This is a genomic window from Kitasatospora sp. Ki12, assembly GCF_054601375.1.
In genome coordinates, this window is sequence record NZ_BAAIHT010000001.1 from 67,174 (window position 1) to 85,378 (window position 18,205).

General features: G+C 74.8%; 13 protein-coding genes. 3 read left to right on the forward strand and 10 right to left on the reverse strand.

Going from position 1 to position 18,205, the window contains the following annotated elements; all coding sequences use genetic code 11:
- The first annotated feature begins 124 nt into the window (after positions 1-124).
- From ACYP53_RS00290 to ACYP53_RS00300, 3 genes are all read left to right on the forward strand, one after another.
- Positions 125-2,431, forward strand: coding sequence for a DUF4139 domain-containing protein (locus ACYP53_RS00290; RefSeq protein WP_459646325.1), 2,307 nt, complete (start codon positions 125-127; stop codon positions 2,429-2,431).
- A 2-nt stretch (positions 2,432-2,433) separates the two neighbouring features.
- Positions 2,434-4,059, forward strand: coding sequence for a DUF4139 domain-containing protein (locus tag ACYP53_RS00295; protein WP_459646326.1), 1,626 nt, complete (start codon positions 2,434-2,436; stop codon positions 4,057-4,059).
- Positions 4,060-4,178: 119 nt separating this feature from the next.
- Positions 4,179-4,541, forward strand: coding sequence for a DUF952 domain-containing protein (locus tag ACYP53_RS00300; protein ID WP_459646327.1), 363 nt, complete (start codon positions 4,179-4,181; stop codon positions 4,539-4,541).
- 61 nt (positions 4,542-4,602) lie between these two features.
- On the opposite strand, the gene ACYP53_RS00305 is transcribed toward ACYP53_RS00300, so the two are convergent.
- The 10 genes from ACYP53_RS00305 to ACYP53_RS00350 form a co-directional block, all read right to left on the reverse strand.
- Positions 4,603-5,610 (reverse strand): helix-turn-helix domain-containing protein, encoded by a 1,008-nt coding sequence (locus ACYP53_RS00305; RefSeq protein ID WP_189925515.1) that lies wholly within the window; start codon positions 5,608-5,610, stop codon positions 4,603-4,605.
- Between the two features lie 301 nt (positions 5,611-5,911).
- Positions 5,912-7,189, reverse strand: coding sequence for a pseudouridine synthase (locus ACYP53_RS00310; RefSeq protein ID WP_459646328.1), 1,278 nt, complete (start codon positions 7,187-7,189; stop codon positions 5,912-5,914).
- A gap of 62 nt (positions 7,190-7,251) precedes the next feature.
- A complete protein-coding gene (gene scpB, locus ACYP53_RS00315) occupies positions 7,252-7,845 on the reverse strand; it encodes an SMC-Scp complex subunit ScpB (RefSeq protein WP_229929222.1) in 594 nt (197 codons plus the stop codon).
- 302 nt (positions 7,846-8,147) lie between these two features.
- Positions 8,148-9,029 carry a segregation and condensation protein A gene (locus tag ACYP53_RS00320; RefSeq protein ID WP_459646329.1) on the reverse strand — a complete coding sequence of 294 codons (882 nt, stop codon included), beginning with the start codon at positions 9,027-9,029 and terminating at the stop codon, positions 8,148-8,150.
- Positions 9,030-9,717: 688 nt separating this feature from the next.
- A complete protein-coding gene (locus tag ACYP53_RS00325; RefSeq protein ID WP_189925502.1) occupies positions 9,718-10,263 on the reverse strand; it encodes a hypothetical protein in 546 nt (181 codons plus the stop codon).
- A 41-nt stretch (positions 10,264-10,304) separates the two neighbouring features.
- On the reverse strand, positions 10,305-11,372 hold the full coding sequence (locus ACYP53_RS00330; protein WP_030245868.1) for a ParA family protein: 1,068 nt from the start codon (positions 11,370-11,372) through the stop codon (positions 10,305-10,307).
- A 441-nt stretch (positions 11,373-11,813) separates the two neighbouring features.
- Positions 11,814-12,929: an alanine dehydrogenase gene (ald, locus tag ACYP53_RS00335; protein ID WP_189925500.1), complete on the reverse strand. Its 1,116-nt coding sequence runs from the start codon at positions 12,927-12,929 to the stop codon at positions 11,814-11,816.
- A gap of 259 nt (positions 12,930-13,188) precedes the next feature.
- Positions 13,189-15,369, reverse strand: coding sequence for a tetratricopeptide repeat protein (locus ACYP53_RS00340; protein WP_189925498.1), 2,181 nt, complete (start codon positions 15,367-15,369; stop codon positions 13,189-13,191).
- 346 nt (positions 15,370-15,715) lie between these two features.
- Positions 15,716-16,363, reverse strand: a complete 648-nt coding sequence (locus ACYP53_RS00345; RefSeq protein WP_189925496.1) for an NUDIX domain-containing protein — start codon at positions 16,361-16,363, stop codon at positions 15,716-15,718.
- Positions 16,364-16,505: 142 nt separating this feature from the next.
- A complete protein-coding gene (locus ACYP53_RS00350) occupies positions 16,506-18,185 on the reverse strand; it encodes a CTP synthase (RefSeq protein WP_373313945.1) in 1,680 nt (559 codons plus the stop codon).
- Positions 18,186-18,205: the final 20 nt, after the last annotated feature.

Here is an 18,205-nt window from a genome sequence, read left to right on the forward strand (position 1 = left end):
AACCGCCGGCACAACAGGCCGAGCGGGCCGGACAGGGCCGAGCGGAGTCGAGCGGCCGAGCGGGCGATCCGCGTGCCACGAAGAGCGGCACGCGGCAGGCAACACGCGAACGAAGGGGTTGCGCATGGACGATCAGCACAGCGGCCGGAGCGGGCAGGCGAAACCGCCGGCCGTACCGGCTCACCCGTCGGTCCTGGACTCCGTGGTGGTGTACGCGGAGGGTGCGGTGTGCCGCCGCCGGGCCACCGTCCCGGTTCCGCCCGGCGGGCGGCTTCGGCTGACCGGCCTGCCGGTGTCCCTGGACGGCCGTTCGCTGCGCGCCCGGGTGCTCTCCGGGCCGGCCGGCACCGCGGTCACCGAGGCCCGGCTGGAGCAGCTCGCCGAACTCCGCGCCCCCGAGGAACTCCCCGATCTCCAGCGGGAGTTGGACGAGGCGACGGAGCACCGCAGCATGCTCGCCGAGCGTCGCCGGCTGGTGCTCGCCGCGATCGCCGACACCGCCGCGCTGCGCGCCGTACCGCCGCAGCACCGGCCCGAGGAGCCGCTGCGGCGTACACCCGCGGACGCCTGGCTGGAGCTCGCCGACTTCGTCGACGAGCGGCTGGCCCGGCTCCAGCAGCGCGCCGAGGAGCTCAACCAGGAGATCGAACTCGCCGACCATGAACGGGACTTGGCCGCCGACCGACTGGACCGGGCGTCCACCGCCGTACGGGCCGAGCCGGTCGCGACCGCCGCCACCGTGCTGCTCACCCTCACCACGGCCCACCCCGAGCACCCCACCGCCACCCCCACCGCCGAACCCACCACCCTCGACCTGGAGCTGGAGCTGGAGCTGGAGTACGGCGTCCCCGCCGCCCGCTGGGTGCCCGCCTACCGCCTGTCGTACCGCACCGGCTCCGACTCCGGTCACCTCGTCCTGCGGGCGAGCGTCGCCCAGCGCACCGGCGAGGACTGGACGGGCGTGCGCCTCGCCCTCTCCACCGCCGACCTCGACCGCCGCACCGACCTGCCCAAGCTGGCCTCGCTGCGGATCGGCCGCAGCCAGCCCGCCCCGCCGCCCTCCGGCTGGCGCGAGCCCCCGGCCGGGCTGTCGGACCTCTTCACCGGCTACGACGCGGCCGGAGCCGACGCCCCGGCCACCCGCCGCCGGGGCGTCGGCGGGGAGCCCCGCAGGGCCGCCGTCCCGCCCGCGGTCCCGCCGCCGGTGCCGCCGGGCGCCGCCCGGCTGGCCGGGCCCGGATCGATCGGTCCCTCCCGTCTCGGCGGTGCCCGCCCGGCCGGCCCGCGCCCGGCCGGCCCGCGCCCCGAGGCCTTCGCCGCGGCGGAGGACGCCGCTCCGGCCTCCGGAGCCCCGTTCGGTGGCGGCGGCAGCCTGAGCGCCGACGAGCCGGTGTCCGCGTCCCCGCCCGCCCCCGGAGCCCCGGGCGGCTTCGCCGGCTACGGCGGCCCGCCGCAGCCCGCCATCACCACCGCCCCGGTGGCCCCGCTCCCGAAGGCCCCGGGCGGCCAGGCCCCGGGCGGCGCTCCGCGCGAGGCCTTCCGGGCCCGCCGGAGCCGGCTCGCCGCCCCGCCGCAGGCCGTCGGCATCGCGCCGGACGCCACCCTGCTCGACTACCCCGACCTCGTCCTGACCGGCCCCGACGGCCCCAGCACCCGGCGCGGCACCCTGCGCCCCCGCCCCGAGCGGATCGAGCGCGAGGAGCTGGACTGGACCCTGCCGGGCGGCAACCCGGGCGAGCAGATCCGCCGCCTCGTCCTCCCCCGCCACGCCGTCCCGCCCCGCGAGTCGGCCGGCTCCTTCGACCACCGCTTCGACGCCGTCGCCCCCGCCGACATCCCGTCCGACGGCACCTGGCACACCGTCACGGTGGACGGGATCCCGCTCACCGTCCGCCCCGAGTACGTCACCGTCCCCGCCGTCGAGGAGAAGGTGTACGCGACCCTGGTGCTCGCCAACCGCACCGACCGCGCCGTGCTGGCGGGCCCGGTGGAGGTCACCGTGGACGACGAGTTCCTGCTGACGGCCGCCCTGCCGACGCTGGCGCCCGGCGGCGTGCGGCGCCTGGGCATCGGCGTCACCGAGAGCATCGAGGTGGCGCGCCGCACCGAGCTGCGCGAGTCCGCCACGGGCATGCTGAAGGGCAACAGCACCGTGCTCGACCACCGGGTGCACGTCCGGCTCGCGAACCGGCTCGGCCGTGCCGTCACGGTGGAGGTCCGCGAACGCGTACCGGTCACCTCCGACGCCGAGATCCGGATCGAGGAGCGGGCCGACTGGCAGGCCCCGACCGTCTCCACGCCGGAGTGCCCGCCCAGCACCCGGCTCTGGCGGGTCGACCTGCCCCCGGGCGGCCGGACCGAGCTGGACGGCGGCTACCTGATCAAGATCCCGGCGGGTAAGGCCATCGTCGGCGGAAACCGGAGGAACTGACCATGACCGGAGACATGACCGGGCCCGCACCCGCACCGGGGACCGCAGCCGCAGCCACAGCCACGACCACCACCGGAGACCGGACCGGGACCACCACGGCCCTCCCCGTCACCGCCGTCACCTGCCTGGAGGACCGCAGCCAGGTCGAGCGCACCACGACGGTCGGACTCACCGCGGGTGTCCAGCGGCTGCGCCTCGGCCCGCTCACCGCCCTCGCGGTCGACCGCACCCTGCGCGCCGAGTCCGCCACCCCCGGGGTCCGCGTGCTGGACGCCCGGCTGGTGCGCTCCTGGGCCCCGCGCGCCCCGCTGCCGCCCGGCCCGGACGACTCCGGGCTGCGCCACCGGCTGCACCGGCTGGACACCGAGACCCGCCTGGCCGACCAGACCCGCGCCCGCCTGGAGGCCCGGCTGGCCCTGCTCGCCCAGCTCTCCGCCGACCTGCTGCGCGAGATCGGCGAGGGCGCCGGCGTCGGCGAGCTGGAACGCACCCGCTGGGCCCGCGAGCTGAACCGGGTGGACGCCGAGCGCGAGCGCTACGGCGAGGAGCTGCGCACCACCCACTCCCGGCTTCGCCGCCTGGAGCAGGAGCGCTCACAGGCCCTGATCGCCCTGGACCAGGCCGAGGAGGACCCGGCCGAGCTGACCGCCCACCTGGACCTGACCGTCGAGGCCGCGCAGGCCGGTCCGGCCGAACTGACCGTCTCCCACCTGGTCCCCTGCGCGCTCTGGCGCCCGTCCTACCGGGCGACCCTGGACGGCGGCGACCTGCGCCTGGAGTCGGAGGCGGTGGTCTGGCAGCGCACCGGCGAGGACTGGAGCGGCGCCCGGCTCACCTTCTCCACCGCCCGGTCCGCGCTCGCCACCGACCCGCCGGCCGTGGCCGAGGACGTCCTGATGCTGCGCGAGCGCACCGACGAGGAGCGCCGCACGGTCGAGGTCGAGCTGCGCGAGGAGGCGATCAGCGAGCTCGGCCCGGGCGCCGGGGTCCCGGGCGTGGACGACGGCGGCGAGGTCCGGGTGCTGCCCGCCCCCGCCCCGGCGACCGTGCCCTCCGACGGCCGGGCGCACCGGGTGCCGCTGGGCGCCTTCACCGGGCCGGCGAGCAGCGAGTACGCCTGCGCCCCGGAGCTGTCCCCGCTGGTCACCCAGGTGGTCCGGTTCCGCAACGCGGCCGGGCACCCGCTGCTGGCCGGCCCGGTCGAGCTGGTCCGCGGCAGCGGCTTCACCGGCCGCGGCGAGCTGCGCTTCACCGCCACCGGCGCCGACGCCGAACTCTCCTTCGGCAGCTCGGACGGCTACCGGGTGGTCCGCGAGACCGAGCAGCGCCAGGCCGCCGCCGGCCTCACCGGCCGGCAGACCACCACCCGCACGGTGCGGCTGCACCTGTCCCGGTTCTCCGGCCCGGAGGAGCGCGACGAGCGGATCGTCACGGTGCGCGAGCGGGTGCCGGTCTCCGAGGTGTCGGCGGTCGAGGTCCGGCTGCGCAAGGAGGAGTGCTCCCCGGCGCCGGACGCCTTCGACGCCGAGGGCATCGTCCGCTGGGACGTCCCGCTCGGCCCGGGCGCCCGCCGCACCCTCACCCTGGTGTACGAGATCTCCGCCTCCGCCAAGGTGGCCGGGCTCTGAAAGCCCAGGGGCCTCAACGGCCCCGAAGGCCCCACCGACCCCAACGGCCCCGGACACCGACCGCCCGTCGATGACGACCGCTCAGCACCAAACCGGAGACAACGGGTAGAAAAGGAAACATGATCCTCCACCTCGCCCCCCTGGACGACTGGCTGGCCGACCCCGGCCGCCCGTACGCCACCGCCTCGCTGCTCACCGACGGGTTCATCCACTGCTCGGCGGACGAGCAGACGGCGCTCGCGGTGGCCAACGCCTTCTTCGCCGACACCCCCGACCCGCTGATGGTGCTGCTGATCGAGGAGTCGCTGGTGGAGCCGATGGTCAAGTGGGAGGCCCCGCACGGCGCACCGCCGCCCGGGGCCGCCCCCGACGTCCTGTTCCCGCACATCTACGGGCGGCTGAACCGCTCGGCCGTGGTCGGCCTGGAGAAGGTCGAGCGCGGCTCGGACGGCCGCTGGGCCTCCCTCACCCCCTGGAGCTGACCCACCGGGCTCACGTGGCCCACCGGACCAACCCGGCCCACCAGCGCCCGACCCCCGGCGCCTACAGCCACCCCCGCTCCCGGGCCGCCATGCCGGCCTGGAAGCGGGTGGTGGCGCCCAGTGAGCGCATCAGGCTCTGCAGCCGCCGCTGGGTGGTCCGGGCGCTCCAGCCGAGCGAGCGGGCGATCGACTCGTCGGTGAGCCCGGCCGCCAGCAGGCCCAGCAGCTTGCGGTGGTCGGCCTCCGGTCCCAGGGACGCGTCCCCGGTGCCGATCGCCGCCTGCAGCTGCACGGCCCGCTCCCACTCCGCCTCGAACAGCGTGTCCAGCGCCTGGAGCAGCGCCGAGGGGTGGATCACGTAGGCGGCGTCCAGCACGCTGTCGCCGACGCTGATCGGAATGATCGCCATCCGGTCGTCCGAGATGATCATCTTCATCGGCAGCGTCGGCCGGACCCGCGCCTCCTCGCCGTCCGCGACCCCGACCAGGATGTTCTTCTCCAGCCGCCCGGGCCAGGCCACCGCCTCCCGGTCGTAGACCGTCCGGAACTTCACGCCCTCCCGCAGCCGTCGGCGCTGCAGCGCCATCGGCGCCACCGGGTCCTGGATGTACGGCGGGCGGTCGAAGCCGCGCACCTGGTACCGGCTGGTCTCGGTGATGTGCTCCAGCCGCTGGGCGATCGCCTCGCCGCCGGTCAGCACCTCCACCGAGTGCGCCGGGTCGGTGTAGCGCGAGGCCTCCCGGAAGGCGTCCATCAGCCGGTGCATCTCGGCCCGGGCCTGCCGCAGCTCGGACTCCCGGTGGCCTATCAGGGAGCCGATCGCGACGTCCGGGGCGACCGCCAGGAAGCGCTGGCGGTCCACCGGCGCCCGGGTGGCCATGCCCTGCTGCGCCAGCCGTTCCAGGGCGCGCACGCCCTGCTGGAGGGTCAGGCCGCAGGCCTCCGCCAGCTCCTCCGCGGTGGACTGCGGATGGGCCACCAGCGCCGCGTACAGCTGCCCGTCCGGCTCGGCCAGCCCCAGTGTGCCCAGGGCCTGTCCGCTGGCCCGTCCCAGTGGTGCATCGGACACGACGCCGTCTCCCCCTGTTCGCCCCTGATCCGGCCACCGGCACTCCGCACTGGCGCGGTCCCGCCACCTGGCGGGGTGGTGGCCAGGTGGCCATCCTCGGCCACGGATCATGGCACTGACAAGGCCGTGACCAGCGGTTGCGTCCCGGGTCACAGGACCCGCACACCCCGTACACCCCGCACGGCGTCGGGCCCCGCCCGGCTACGCGCGCCGCCCGGCGAAAGGCCCGACACGGCGAAGGGCCCCCGGCCGCACCACGGCGACCGGGGGCCCTTCAACGGGACGGGCGGACGAGCACGGCCTACAGGCCGACCTCGCGCATCAGCTGGCCGACCTCCGGGTTGGTCAGGCGGCGCAGCCAGCCCGACTTCTGGTCGCCCAGGGCGATCGGGCCGAAGTGGGTGCGCACCAGCTTCTCGACCGGGAAGCCGGCCTCGGCCAGCATCCGGCGGACGATGTGCTTGCGACCCTCGTGCAGGGTCACCTCGACCAGGTAGTTCTTGCCGACGTTGGAGATGACCTTGAAGCTGTCGGCACGGGCGTAGCCGTCCTCCAGCTCCACGCCCTTGGCCAGCTGCTTGCCCAGGTCGCGCGGGATCGGGCCCTGGATGGCGGCCAGGTAGGTCTTGGTCACGCCGTAGCGCGGGTGGGTGAGGCGGTGGGCCAGCTCACCGTGGTTGGTGAGCAGGATGATGCCCTCGGTCTCGGTGTCCAGACGGCCGACGTGGAACAGCCGGGTCTCCCGGTTGGTCACGTAGTCGCCCAGGCACTGGCGGCCGTCCGGGTCCTCCATGGTGGAGACCACGCCGGCCGGCTTGTTCAGCGCGAAGAACAGGTAGGACTGGGTGGCGACGGTCAGGCCGTCCACCTTGATCTCGTCGTTCTGCGGGTCGACCCGCTTGCCCTGCTCGGTGACGCGCTTGCCGTTGACCTCGACGCGGCCCTGCTCGATCAGCTCCTCGCAGGCGCGGCGGCTGCCGACGCCGGCCCGGGCCAGCACCTTCTGCAGACGCTCGCCCTCGGGCTCGCCGAAGGTCTTGGGCAGCTTGACGGCCGGCTTGTCGTGCCGGGCGAGGACGGCGTCCTCGATCTTGGCCTGCAGCTCGCGCGAGCGCTGCGGCTGGCGGCGCGGGTCGCCCGGGGCGGGCTGGCCCTCCCGGCGCGGACGCGGGGCCGGGCCGGGGCGCCGGCCGGAGTAGCCGCCGCGGGCCGGGGTGGCGTTGGGGCCGCCGCCGTACTCGGGGCGGTCGTACTTGCGCTCCTCGGGCCGCAGCGGGCGGTCCGGGTAGCGACGGTCGTCCCGGCGGTCGTCGCGCCGGTCGTCCCGGCGGCCGCCGTCCCGGCCGTACGAGCCGGAGCCGCCGCGCGAGCCCGCACCCGAACCCGAGCCCGAGCCGCCACGGCCGCCGCCGCCCCCGTAGGAGCCGCCGCCGTACGAACCACCGCGCGAGCCGGAGCCCGAGCCGCCGCGACCGCCTCCGCTGCCGCCGCCGTAGGAGCCGCCGCCCCGGCCCCCGCCCTGTCCGCCTCGACCGCTCCCGCCGCCGCTGCTGTTCCTGCCGTTGCCACTGCTACGCATCAAAGTGTCCGTACGTCGTTCCGTCTGGGATGTGCGGTCGTTTCGGCCGACCTCACCGCCCCCTACCGATCGGGCCCGGCCCGACCGGCCTCGCCACTGCCGTCCGCGGCCTGCGCGGCAGCGGCGGCGACCGCCTCCGCGATCATCGTGCCCTCCAGGGACTCCGCTTCCACGTCGTCGACCTCGGGCAGGAAGGGAGCGAGCTCCGGCAGCTCGTCCAGGCCGCGGAGCCCCATCCGTTCCAGGAAGTAGTTCGTCGTCCGATACAGGATCGCACCTGTTTCGGGCTCGGATCCGGCCTCTTCCACCAGTCCTCGCTGTACCAGGGTACGCATCACGCCGTCACAGTTCACACCGCGGACGGCGGAAACCCGGGATCTGGACACCGGCTGCCGGTAGGCGACCACCGCCAGGGTCTCCAGTGCGGCCTGGGTGAGCCGGGTCTGCTGGCCGTCCAGGAGGAACCGGTCGACGGCCGCGGAACAGGTCTCCCGGCTGTAGAACCGCCAGCCGCCGGCCACCAGCCGCAGGTCGAAACCGCGCCCCTGGGCGGTGTACTCGGCGGACAGCTCGCCGAGCGCGGCGGCCACCTCGGCCCGGGGCCGCTCCAGCACCCCGGCCAGCCGCTCCTCCGGCACCGGTTCGTCGACGACCATCAGGACCGCCTCCAGCTCGGCCCGGAGCACGGCGTCCGCCGGAGCGTGGGCGCCGGAAGTCGGCGGGGCCGACTTCTGGTGCACCACCCGGGCCTCCGCCCGCACCGGCTCGACCGGCCGTACGGGCTCCGCCGGGTCCACGGGCCCTACCGGCTCCACGAGCACCACCGGGTCCACGGGCACCACGGGCTCCACCGGGTCCGGCAGCAGCTCGAAGGCCGGCTCCAGCCACTCCTCGGCCCGCGGCCGCCCCGGCAGCCCCAGCGGGCGCCGGACCGGCCGGCCGCCCTCGTTCCCGCCGCTCATCGCCGCTCCTCCCGCTCCTCCGCCTCGCCCGGGGCCTCTCCCGCCGGCCGGTCGAACTCGTCCGTCACCTCGACCGCACCCCGGCCCTCCTCCGCCACCCAACGCACCCGCAGCTCACCGAGCGCCTCCGGCTGTTCGAAGTCGAGCACCCGCTCCCGGTACAGCTCCAGCAGCGCCAGGAAGCGGGCGACCACCACCAGGGTGTCCGGGGCGTCCGCCACCAGCCGCTGGAACGAGGCCTCGCCCAGCTCGCTGAGCAGCCCGACCACCAGCCCGGCCTGCTCCCGCACGCTGACCGGCGGGGAGTGGATGTGGTCCACGTACACCACCGGCTTCGGCTTGGGCTCCATCGCCTTGGCCGCCAGCTCGGCCAGCCGCTGCGGACCGACGGTGATCACCACCTCCGGCAGCAGCTCCGCGTGCCGGGGCTCCAGCCCGACGGTCCGGGGGCGCCGCAGCAGCTCGGCGGCCCAGCGTTCGCCGAACAGCGCCGCGGCCCGCTTGTACGCCCGGTACTGCAGCAGCCGCGCGAACAGCAGGTCACGGGCCTCCAGCAGGGCCAGGTCCTCCTCGTCCTCCACCTCCGCCGCGGGCAGCAGCCGGGCGGCCTTGAGGTCGAGCAGGGTGGCGGCCACCACCAGGAACTCGGTCGCCGCGTCCAGGTCCCAGTCCGGGCCCATCGCCCGGATGTGCGCCATGAACTCGTCCGTGACGGTGGCCAGCGCCACCTCGGTGACGTCCATCTTGTGCTTGGCGATCAGGCTGAGCAGCAGGTCGAAGGGGCCCTCGAAGTTGTCCAGCCGCACCCGGAAGCCGCCCCGCGACCCGTTCTCGGTCGCGTTCGCGGCGGTTTCTGCTGGTTCGACGGTGCTCGGCATGACGGTCCATCTTCACCCGTCCCCGCCGCCCGCCCCGTCCCGGGCCCCCCGACACGCCGCCTGCTGGGCTGCGCGGCGGCCTCGCCGCCCGTCGGACCCCCGGGTACGGCCCCACCACCCCGGGAACGGCCCTCCAGCGCCCGTCACGGCCCGACCTCCCGCCCGAGGGCCCGGGACCCACCCGGATCGACGATCGGCCCCACAACGGCCGACAACGCGCCTCGCCCGAGATGCCCCCTCATGAGCGCGGCTCATACCCCTCGACCCGGGGCGGCCACCCCATGAGTTCACCTCATGACCCTCGGTACCGGACCCCACGGCCCGCGCCCCGGGGCGACGCCCCCATGAGCGCGGCTCATACCCCTCGACCGCGGCGGGGCCCTCATGAGTCCACCTCATGAGCTCGCCTCATGAGCCGCCCATGAGCTCACCTCATGAGCGAACCCATGAGCCCACCTCATGTCCGTCTGCACCCGAGCGCCCACCGGCCGGTCCACCGGCCACCCGCCGGCTCCCCCGGACGCCGGGCCCGAAGGCCTCACGACGCCCCTGCCGGGCTCCCCCGGCCGTCTTCCGACCGCCTGGCCACACCCGGCCGCCTCACCCCGCCCGGCAGCCTCACCCCGCCCGGCAGCCCCGGCAGTCCACCCACCCGGCGAACCACCCGGCGGTCCAGCCGCCGACCGTCCTACCGTCCGCGCAGGCGCCGGACCAGGATGGAGGCCTCGCCCCGCTGCTCCAGGTCCGCCAGGACGACCGCGATGGCCTCCCGGACGATCCGGCCGCGGTCCACGGCCAGGCCGTGCTCGCCGCGCAGCACCAGCCGGGTGTGCTCCAGGTCCATGAGCTCCTCGGCGGACACGTACACGGTGATCTTCTCGTCGTGCCGCTCGCGCCCGCTGGGCCGGCGCGGCGCGCGGCCGCGCGGCCGGGCGCGCCCGGCGGCACCGGCCTGCTCCTCGGCGGCGCCGGCGTGCGTCCGGGCCGCCGGCGCGGTGGCGGCGCCCCGGCCGGCGGGCACGGTCTGGGCCCCGCCCGGCCGCTGGACGGGCGGCTGCGCGGGCGCCGGCACGGCGGCGGTCCCCTGCTGCTCCGACGTCAGCTGCCGGTCGTCCTGGGCGCTCTGGGCGGACTCGGCGCCCTCGGCGCCGTCCGAGCCGTTGACGGCCCGCGAGGTCTCCGGTCTGGATGCCTCGGCGGCCGGACGCGACGCGAGGGAGGGCGACAGCGCCATCCCTCCCGTGGTCCGGAACAGCTCGTCGGCACCCGGGAGACTCACTCGGCGGGGCGGCACCGGTCGAGCACCTCCCTGGCGAGCTGGCGGTAGGCGGCGGCGCCGACCGAGTTGGTCGCGTACGTGGTGATGGGCTCGCCGGCGACGGTGGTCTCCGGGAAGCGCACGGTACGGCCGATGACGGTGTGGAAGACGTGCTCGCCGAACGCCTCGACGACCCGTGCGAGCACCTCGCGGCTGTGCACGGTGCGCGAGTCGTACATGGTCGCGAGGATGCCGTCCAGGCGCAGCTCGGGGTTGAGCCGCTCGCACACCTTCTCGATGGTCTCGGTCAGCAGCGCGACACCGCGCAGCGCGAAGAACTCGCACTCCAGCGGCACGATCACGCTGTGAGCGGCCGTCAGCGCATTGACCGTCAGCAGGCCCAGCGAGGGCTGGCAGTCGATGATGACGTAGTCGTAGTCGGGCAGCAGCGGCTTCAGGGCGCGCGCCAGCGCGGACTCCCGGGCCACCTCGCTGACCAGCTGCACCTCGGCGGCGGAGAGGTCGATGTTGGACGGCAGCAGGTCCATCCCGGGGACGGCCGTCTTGAGGAGCACCTCATCGGCCGTCAGCCCCCGCTCCATGAGCAGGTTGTAGACGGTGACGTCGAGCTCCATCGGGTTGACGCCGAGGCCGACCGAGAGCGCGCCCTGCGGGTCGAAGTCGACGAGCAGCACCCGGCGGCCGTACTCGGCCAGCGCCGCGCCCAGGTTGATGGTCGACGTGGTCTTGCCGACGCCGCCCTTCTGGTTGCACATGGCGATGATCTGGGCGGGGCCGTGCTCGGCGACCGGCGCGGGGATCGGGAAGTACGGCAGCGGACGGCCGGTCGGGCCGACCCGCTCGCGGCGCTGGCGCGCGGCGTCGGGGGCCAGCGTGGCGGCGTACTCCGGGTCCGGCTCGTACTCGGCGTCCGGGTCGTCGTAGGCGCCGTAGGCGAACTCGCCGTAGGCCAGGCCGTAGGCCGCCAAGTCGGCGTCGTGATCGGTCACCGTGGTCACCTGTGCTGTGTTCTGGCGTGCTTCGAAGGTGCGGAGCGCGACCGAGCCGACCTCGGCCGAACCCACGGAGGGCTGCCGGGCCCCGGGCTCCACACTCGGCTGGCCGGCGATGTGCTCCGCCAGTCCTGGCTGACCACCCCCGGGAGCAATTGTCGACTCATTCACAAGTCGTCTTACCTCCTTGGGCATCCAGGACTCTATGTCGATTCGTCAGCGTGGCAGCATGCCGACGGTTTGCGACTCTAGGCCGTTCAAGGCGTTCGCAGCAACACAATCCACGGTAGTCGGCAGGATGTGTCGACTATCAGGCGGGCTGCTGTCAAGGGTTGAGTGGGTCGCTGACCCCATCGTTTCCGCGGGCGGGTGACGTGACCGACCGGAATTGACGACAGAGCGACCAACCCGGTCCGCCCGCCGTTCACGGGCACGGCGAAGCCCCCGGCCCGAAGCAATCGGGTCGGGGGCGAACGACCGCCGTGGCGGAAGACCGCCGGGTGGTCAGGGGGTTCAGGCGAGCACGCTCTCCAGGGAGACCGACTCCAGGCCGAAGGCCTCGGCCACGGCCGGGAAGGTGATCTGGCCCTCGTGCACGTTCAGGCCCTTGGCGAGCGCGGCGTCGCGGCGCAGCGCCTCCTTCCAACCACGGTTCGCCAGCTCGATGACGTACGGCAGCGTGGCGTTGGTCAGCGCGTAGGTGGAGGTGTTCGGGACGGCGCCCGGCATGTTGGCCACGCAGTAGAAGACCGAGTCGTGGACCTGGAAGGTCGGGTCGTCGTGCGTGGTCGGGCGCGAGTCCTCGAAGCAGCCGCCCTGGTCGATGGCGATGTCGACGAGCACGGAGCCCGGCTTCATGCGGGAGACCAGCTCGTTGGTGACGAGCTTCGGGGCCTTGGCGCCCGGGATCAGCACGGCGCCGATGACCAGGTCGGCCTCGAGGACGGCCTTCTCCAGCTCGAAGGAGTTGGACATGATGGCCTTGATCTTCGTGCCGAAGATGCGGTCGGCCTCGCGCAGCTTGTTGATGTCGCGGTCGAGCAGGGTCACGTCGTAGCCCATGCCGATGGCGATGGTGGCCGCGTGCCAGCCGGAGACGCCACCGCCGATGACGACGGCCTTGGCCGGGTGGGTGCCGGGCACGCCGCCGGGCAGCACGCCGCGGCCGCCGGCCGGACGCATCAGGTGGTACGAGCCGACCTGCGGGGCCAGGCGGCCCGCGACCTCGGACATCGGGGCGAGCAGCGGCAGCGCGCCGTTGCCCAGCTGGACGGTCTCGTAGGCGATGGCGGTGGTGCCCGAGGCGATCAGCGCGTCGGTGCCGGCCCGGTCGGCCGCCAGGTGCAGGTACGTGAAGACGGTCTGGCCCTTGCGCAGCCGGTGGTACTCGGAGGCGATGGGCTCCTTGACCTTCAGCAGCAGGTCGGCGGTGGCCCACACCTCGTCGGCGGTGGGGAGGATGGTGGCGCCGGCGGCCACGTACTCCTCGTTCGGGATCGAGGAGCCGAGACCGGCGTTGTCCTCGATGTAGACCTCGTGTCCGTTGCGGACCAGCTCATGCACGCCGGCGGGCGTGATGGCCACGCGGTACTCGTGGTTCTTGACCTCGCGGGGGATGCCGACCTTCACGACTGAACACGTCCTCTTGCCATGGGGGTCCCGACCGGAGAAGACCGGTGGGCGACGCGCACGTGGGGAAGCCTCCGGGCAGCCCGGGGCGGGATCGCTGCGCGACTACGTCCGAGTGTAATGAAGCCCAGTCGGCGTGTCAGCCTTCCAAAGTGAATAAATTTCCCGCACACATTGGCAGGTTCGTAGGCTTCCCTCGCGACTTACCCACCAAAGACGTCGTAACCGGGCATCTTCGACAATACCTCCGAAACGCCCGTCACCACCCGGCGTCGACGCGTTCCCGCAGGTCCGCGAGGGCCGCGCCGACGGTCTCCCGGCCGCGCTCGTCGCCGATCCTGCGCAGCACCGCGAGGGCCGCCCGGTACTCGCGGTCCGCCTCGTCGAAGCGGCGCTGGGCGGTGTGCGCCTCGGCCACCCGGGCCAGCAGCCGGGCCTCGGCCGCGTGGTCCCCGAGGGACTGCCGCAGCCCGAGCGCCCGCCCGTACCAATCGGCGGCGCGCACCGCGTCGCCGAGCGCCCGGTGGCAGCCGGCCGCGCCCTCCAGGGCGCGCGCGCAGAGCGGCTCGTCGTCCGCCGTCCGGGCGTGTTCCAGGGCGGCCCGGTAGTGCGCGGCGGCCTGCTCCCAGCGGCCGGCCGAGACCTGCAGGTCGCCCAGGTTGAGCAGGGCGGCCGAAGCCCGGCGCGGCCGGCGGTTGCGCTCGGCGACGGTGAGCACCAGCTCGTGCAGCCGGTAGAGGTCCGCGGGGGCGGCGGCACCGGTCAGCGGCAGCGCCCGCAGCAGCGCGGTGACCAGCCGCCCGGCCGAACCGTCCAGGTCGCCCTGGCCGATCGCGTCGGCCACCGCGCCCAGCAGCAGCTCCCGCTCGCCGAGCAGCCACGCGCGGGCGTGTTCGGCCGAGCGCAGCCGCAACGCGGCCGGCAGCGCCTCGGGGGCCGGACCGCCCTCGGGGTCGAGCAGGGCGCGGGCGGACTCGGTGAGCCGGACCAGCCGCTCCAGCAGCCGGGCCCGGGCCAGTTCGGTCTCGGCGGGCCGGTCCTCCTGCTCGCGCAGCCGGACCAGCCGGGGGTAGAGCCGCCCGGGCACCCGGTAGCGCGGGGTGCCGTCGGCGGCCGGCGCCTCCTCGCCGAGCAGCTCCCGCTCGGCGAGGGCCGCCAGCGTCGCCGCCGCGTCCGGCACCGGGCAGCCGACCAGGGCGGAGGCGGTGCGCGGATCGGCGGTCTGCGCGGGGGCCAGGGTGAGGGTGCGCAGCATCCGCGCCTGGGCGGCCGGCAGCCCCCGGTACAGGAGGGTGAACGCCCCGAGCAGCGGGTCGTTGTCGGGGACGGGCACCGGCTCGGCCGGCTCCGGGCCCGGCTTCACCCAGGCCGCCGGATCGCCCGCCGACGCGACCTCGGGAGCGGCCGCGCCCTCCCCCTTCTTCTTGGACGCCTTCCCGGGCTCGTTCCCCGACGACCGGCCCGCCGGTTTCCCCGACGGAGCCGCCTGCCCCGCCCCCGCCGTCCCGGCCGCGCCCGTCCTCGCCGAGCCCTTCTCGGAAGCCTTCGCCGAGCCCTTCGCGGACCCCTTCGCCGAGCCCGGCTCCGCCCCGTTCGTCACACCGCCCGTACCACCCGCACCACCCGTGGCGTCCGGGACGGACCCGGCGCCGGCGGCCGGGTCCTCCCCCACCACCCGCTGGAGCTCGCGCGCCGCGTCGGTGACCGCGGTCTTGGCGCTCCCCCGCAGCCACCCCGCCATCAGCCGCAGCGCGGCGGGCCGGGCGGCGCAGGCCTCGGCCAGGTCGGCCGCGCCGACCGGGTCGCAGGAGACCCGGGTGCCGCCGACCAGGTCGGCCAGCAGTTCGCCGGAGGCGGTCCGGTCCAGGCCGCCCAGGATCACCGGGTCGATGTCCTCGATCCCGGTGAGCGGCCCGGCGGTGGTGGCCAGCACCAGGCAGCCGGGTTCGTCGGCGAGCAGCGGCCACACCTGCCCGGCGTCCCGCACGTCGTCCAGGACGAGCAGGACCCGCAGTCCGGCCAGGGCCTCGCGCAGCGCCACGCAGCCCGGCTCGTCGCGCCCGTCCTCGACCGCGCCGGGCAGCGGCACGGCCGCCTCCGGGTCGAGCTGCTCCAGCAGCAGCCGGGCGGCCCGCGCGGGCGGCACCCGGCCGCCGTCGGGGGCGGACAGCCGGGCGAACAGCACGCCGTCCGGGTAGTCGGCGGCGACGGTACGGGCGAAGCGCGCGGCCAGCGCGGTCCGGCCGGAGCCGGGGCGCCCGGCCAGCACCAGGACCGGGCAGCGGCCGCTGGCCGGACGGGCGGCGGCCGCCCGCAGTGCGGCGAGTTCGGCGCGCCGTCCGACGAAGAGCGTGGGCCCGGCCGGCAGCCGCTCCAGTCCCGGGACGGCCCCGGCGGGCGCGTCGGGGCCGGGGTCCGTCGTCGCCGTCTTCCTCGCCACCCGTGCCACTCCCGACGTCATCCCGCGCTCGGCATCCGGCGCTCGGCGTTCCGCGCTCGGTATCCCGCGCTCGGCACCCGGCGCTCGGCACCCGGACGAGGCGTCCGGTGCTCAGCGGGGGCGCCGTGGACGGGCGCCCTGTCTGCGAAGCGTAGTTCGACCGCCCGGTTCAGCCGAGGTGACATCCGGTCGTACGAACCGTCGAATCACCCGGGCGAATCAACCGGGTCACCCGCCCGCGCCCCGAACGGCCGGGCCGCCGGCTCCCGGGCGCCCTCTCGACGACCGCCCCCACCGACCCGGGCCCGCAGCCGCAGCCCCGCCGGCCGGGCCCGGCCCGCCCCGCTCAGGCCTCGAAGGGCCGGGCCGGCCAGGGCGAGTCCGCCGGGCGCAGCGCGTCCAGCCCGTCCGGGCCGGTGAGCGCGGCGTGCACGGCGAGGGTGCCGGTGACCAGGGTGGGGTTGTGCAGGTGCCCGGCCTGGATCAGCCGGATCAGTTCGGGCACCGGCACCCAGGCGACCTCGATCTCCTGCTCCTCGCCCTCGGCCGCGTAGCGCTCGCCCTCAGCCGGCGACAGGCCGGTGGCGAGGAACATCCGCAGCGCCTCGTCGGTGCCGCCCGGGGAGGTGTAGTAGTCGGCGAGGATCCGCCAGGTGTCGGCCTTGCAGTGCGCCTCCTCGTACAGCTCGCGCTGGGCGGCGTGCCACGGGTTCTCGCCGGGGACGTCGAGCAGGCCGGCCGGCAGCTCCCAGAGCCGCTGGCGCACGGGGTGGCGGTACTGGCGCAGGATCAGCACCCGCTGCCGGTCGTCGAGGGCGAGCACCGAGACCGAGCCGGGGTGGGTCTGGTAGTCGCGGCGGGCCCAGCTGCCGTCGGGCATCCGGACCTCCTCGCTGCGCACGCCGGTGACCTTGCCCTGGAACGGTGTTCCGGTCGCCCGGACCTCCCACTCCTCGGCCACGTCGGTGATCAGCAGGTCGCTCTGCTCGTCCATCGCTCTCCCCTTTTCGTCAGTACGACACAATCTAACGCCGAACGGCGGCCCCGCGGGAATCGCGGGGCCGCCGTCCGGTGAACGACCGAGGCCGAGGAGGCGACCCGGGCCGAGGAGACTACCCGGGCCGAGGCGCGGAGACCTACTCGGAGACCGCGGTCTTGATCTCGATGGCGGCCTTGACCAGGCCCGCGAACAGCGGGTGCGGGCGGGTCGGGCGGGACTTCAGCTCCGGGTGGGCCTGGGTGGCCACCAGGTAGGGGTGCACCTCGCGCGGGTACTCGACGTACTCGACCAGGTCGCCCTTCGGGGAGAGGCCGGAGAACTGCAGGCCGGTCTTCTCCAGGTCCGCGCGGTAGGCGTTGTTGACCTCGTAGCGGTGGCGGTGGCGCTCCTCGACGTACTGCTCGCCGCCGTAGACCTCACGGACGATCGAGCCCTCGGCGAGCTTGGCCGGGTAGAGGCCCAGGCGCATGGTGCCGCCCAGGTCGCCCTTGCCGTCGACGATGGCCAGCTGCTCGGCCATGGTGGAGACGACCGGGTGCTTGGCGGCGGCGTCGAACTCGGTGGAGTTGGCCTCGGGCAGGCCGGCCAGGTTGCGGGCGGCCTCGATGACGACGCACTGCAGGCCCAGGCACAGGCCCAGCAGCGGCACCTTGTTCTCGCGGGCGAAGGTGATGGCGCCGACCTTGCCGTTGACGCCGCGGTCGCCGAAGCCGCCGGGGATGCAGATCGCGTCCACGTCGCCGAGCTGCTCACGGGCGCCCTCGGGCGTCTCGCAGTCGTCCGAGGTGACCCACTTGATCTCGACCCGGGCGTTGTTGGCGAAGCCGCCGGCGCGCAGCGCCTCGGTCACCGACAGGTAGGCGTCGGGCAGGTCGATGTACTTGCCGACCAGGGCGACCTTGACGATGTGCTGCGGCTCGTGGACGCGGCGCAGCAGGTCGTCCCAGGTGGTCCAGTCCACGTCGCGGAACGGCAGGTCCAGGCGGCGCACCACGTAGGCGTCCAGGCCCTCGCCGTGCAGCACCTTCGGGATGTCGTAGATCGACTTGGCGTCGATGGCCGCGACCACGGCCTCCTCGTCCACGTCGCACATCAGCGAGATCTTGCGCTTGATCGCCTGCGGGACCTCGCGGTCGGCGCGCAGCACGATGGCGTCCGGCTGGATGCCGATGTTGCGCAGCGCGGCGACGGAGTGCTGGGTGGGCTTGGTCTTCAGCTCGCCCGAGGGGCCGATGTACGGCAGCAGGGAGACGTGCACGAAGAAGACGTTGTCCCGGCCGACCTCGTGGCGGACCTGGCGGACGGCCTCCAGGAACGGCAGCGACTCGATGTCGCCGACGGTCCCGCCGACCTCGGTGATCACCACGTCGACGTCCTCGGTCGCCATCCGGCGGATCCGGGACTTGATCTCGTTGGTGATGTGCGGGATGACCTGGACGGTGTCGCCCAGGTACTCGCCGCGGCGCTCCTTGGCGATGACGGTCGAGTACACCTGGCCGGTGGTGACGTTCGCCGAGCCGTGCAGGTTGGTGTCGAGGAACCGCTCGTAGTGGCCGATGTCCAGGTCGGTCTCGGCGCCGTCGTCGGTGACGAACACCTCACCGTGCTGGAACGGGTTCATGGTGCCCGGGTCCACGTTGAGGTACGGGTCGAGCTTCTGCATCGTCACGCGCAGGCCGCGGGCCTTGAGCAGGGCGCCGAGGCTGGAGGCGGTGAGCCCCTTGCCGAGCGAAGAGGCGACACCCCCGGTGACGAAGAGGTGCTTGGTCGTCACGGCGCGGCCGTTCGCTGCCTTGCCGGAATGGGGCTGTGCCAAGAGGGGGCTCCCGTGGGTCG

What these genes read in the sequence shown, in the direction of transcription:
- ACYP53_RS00290 (WP_459646325.1), top strand. Translation starts at nt 125, where the DNA reads ATGGACGATCAGCACAGCGGCCGGAGCGGGCAGGCGAAACCGCCGGCC.
- ACYP53_RS00295 (WP_459646326.1), top strand. Translation starts at nt 2,434, where the DNA reads ATGACCGGAGACATGACCGGGCCCGCACCCGCACCGGGGACCGCAGCC.
- ACYP53_RS00300 (WP_459646327.1), top strand. Translation starts at nt 4,179, where the DNA reads ATGATCCTCCACCTCGCCCCCCTGGACGACTGGCTGGCCGACCCCGGC.
- ACYP53_RS00310 (WP_459646328.1), bottom strand. Translation starts at nt 7,189, where the DNA reads ATGCGTAGCAGTGGCAACGGCAGGAACAGCAGCGGCGGCGGGAGCGGT.
- scpB (WP_229929222.1), bottom strand. Translation starts at nt 7,845, where the DNA reads ATGGTCGTCGACGAACCGGTGCCGGAGGAGCGGCTGGCCGGGGTGCTG.
- ACYP53_RS00320 (WP_459646329.1), bottom strand. Translation starts at nt 9,029, where the DNA reads ATGCCGAGCACCGTCGAACCAGCAGAAACCGCCGCGAACGCGACCGAG.
- ACYP53_RS00325 (WP_189925502.1), bottom strand. Translation starts at nt 10,263, where the DNA reads ATGGCGCTGTCGCCCTCCCTCGCGTCGCGTCCGGCCGCCGAGGCATCC.
- ACYP53_RS00345 (WP_189925496.1), bottom strand. Translation starts at nt 16,363, where the DNA reads ATGGACGAGCAGAGCGACCTGCTGATCACCGACGTGGCCGAGGAGTGG.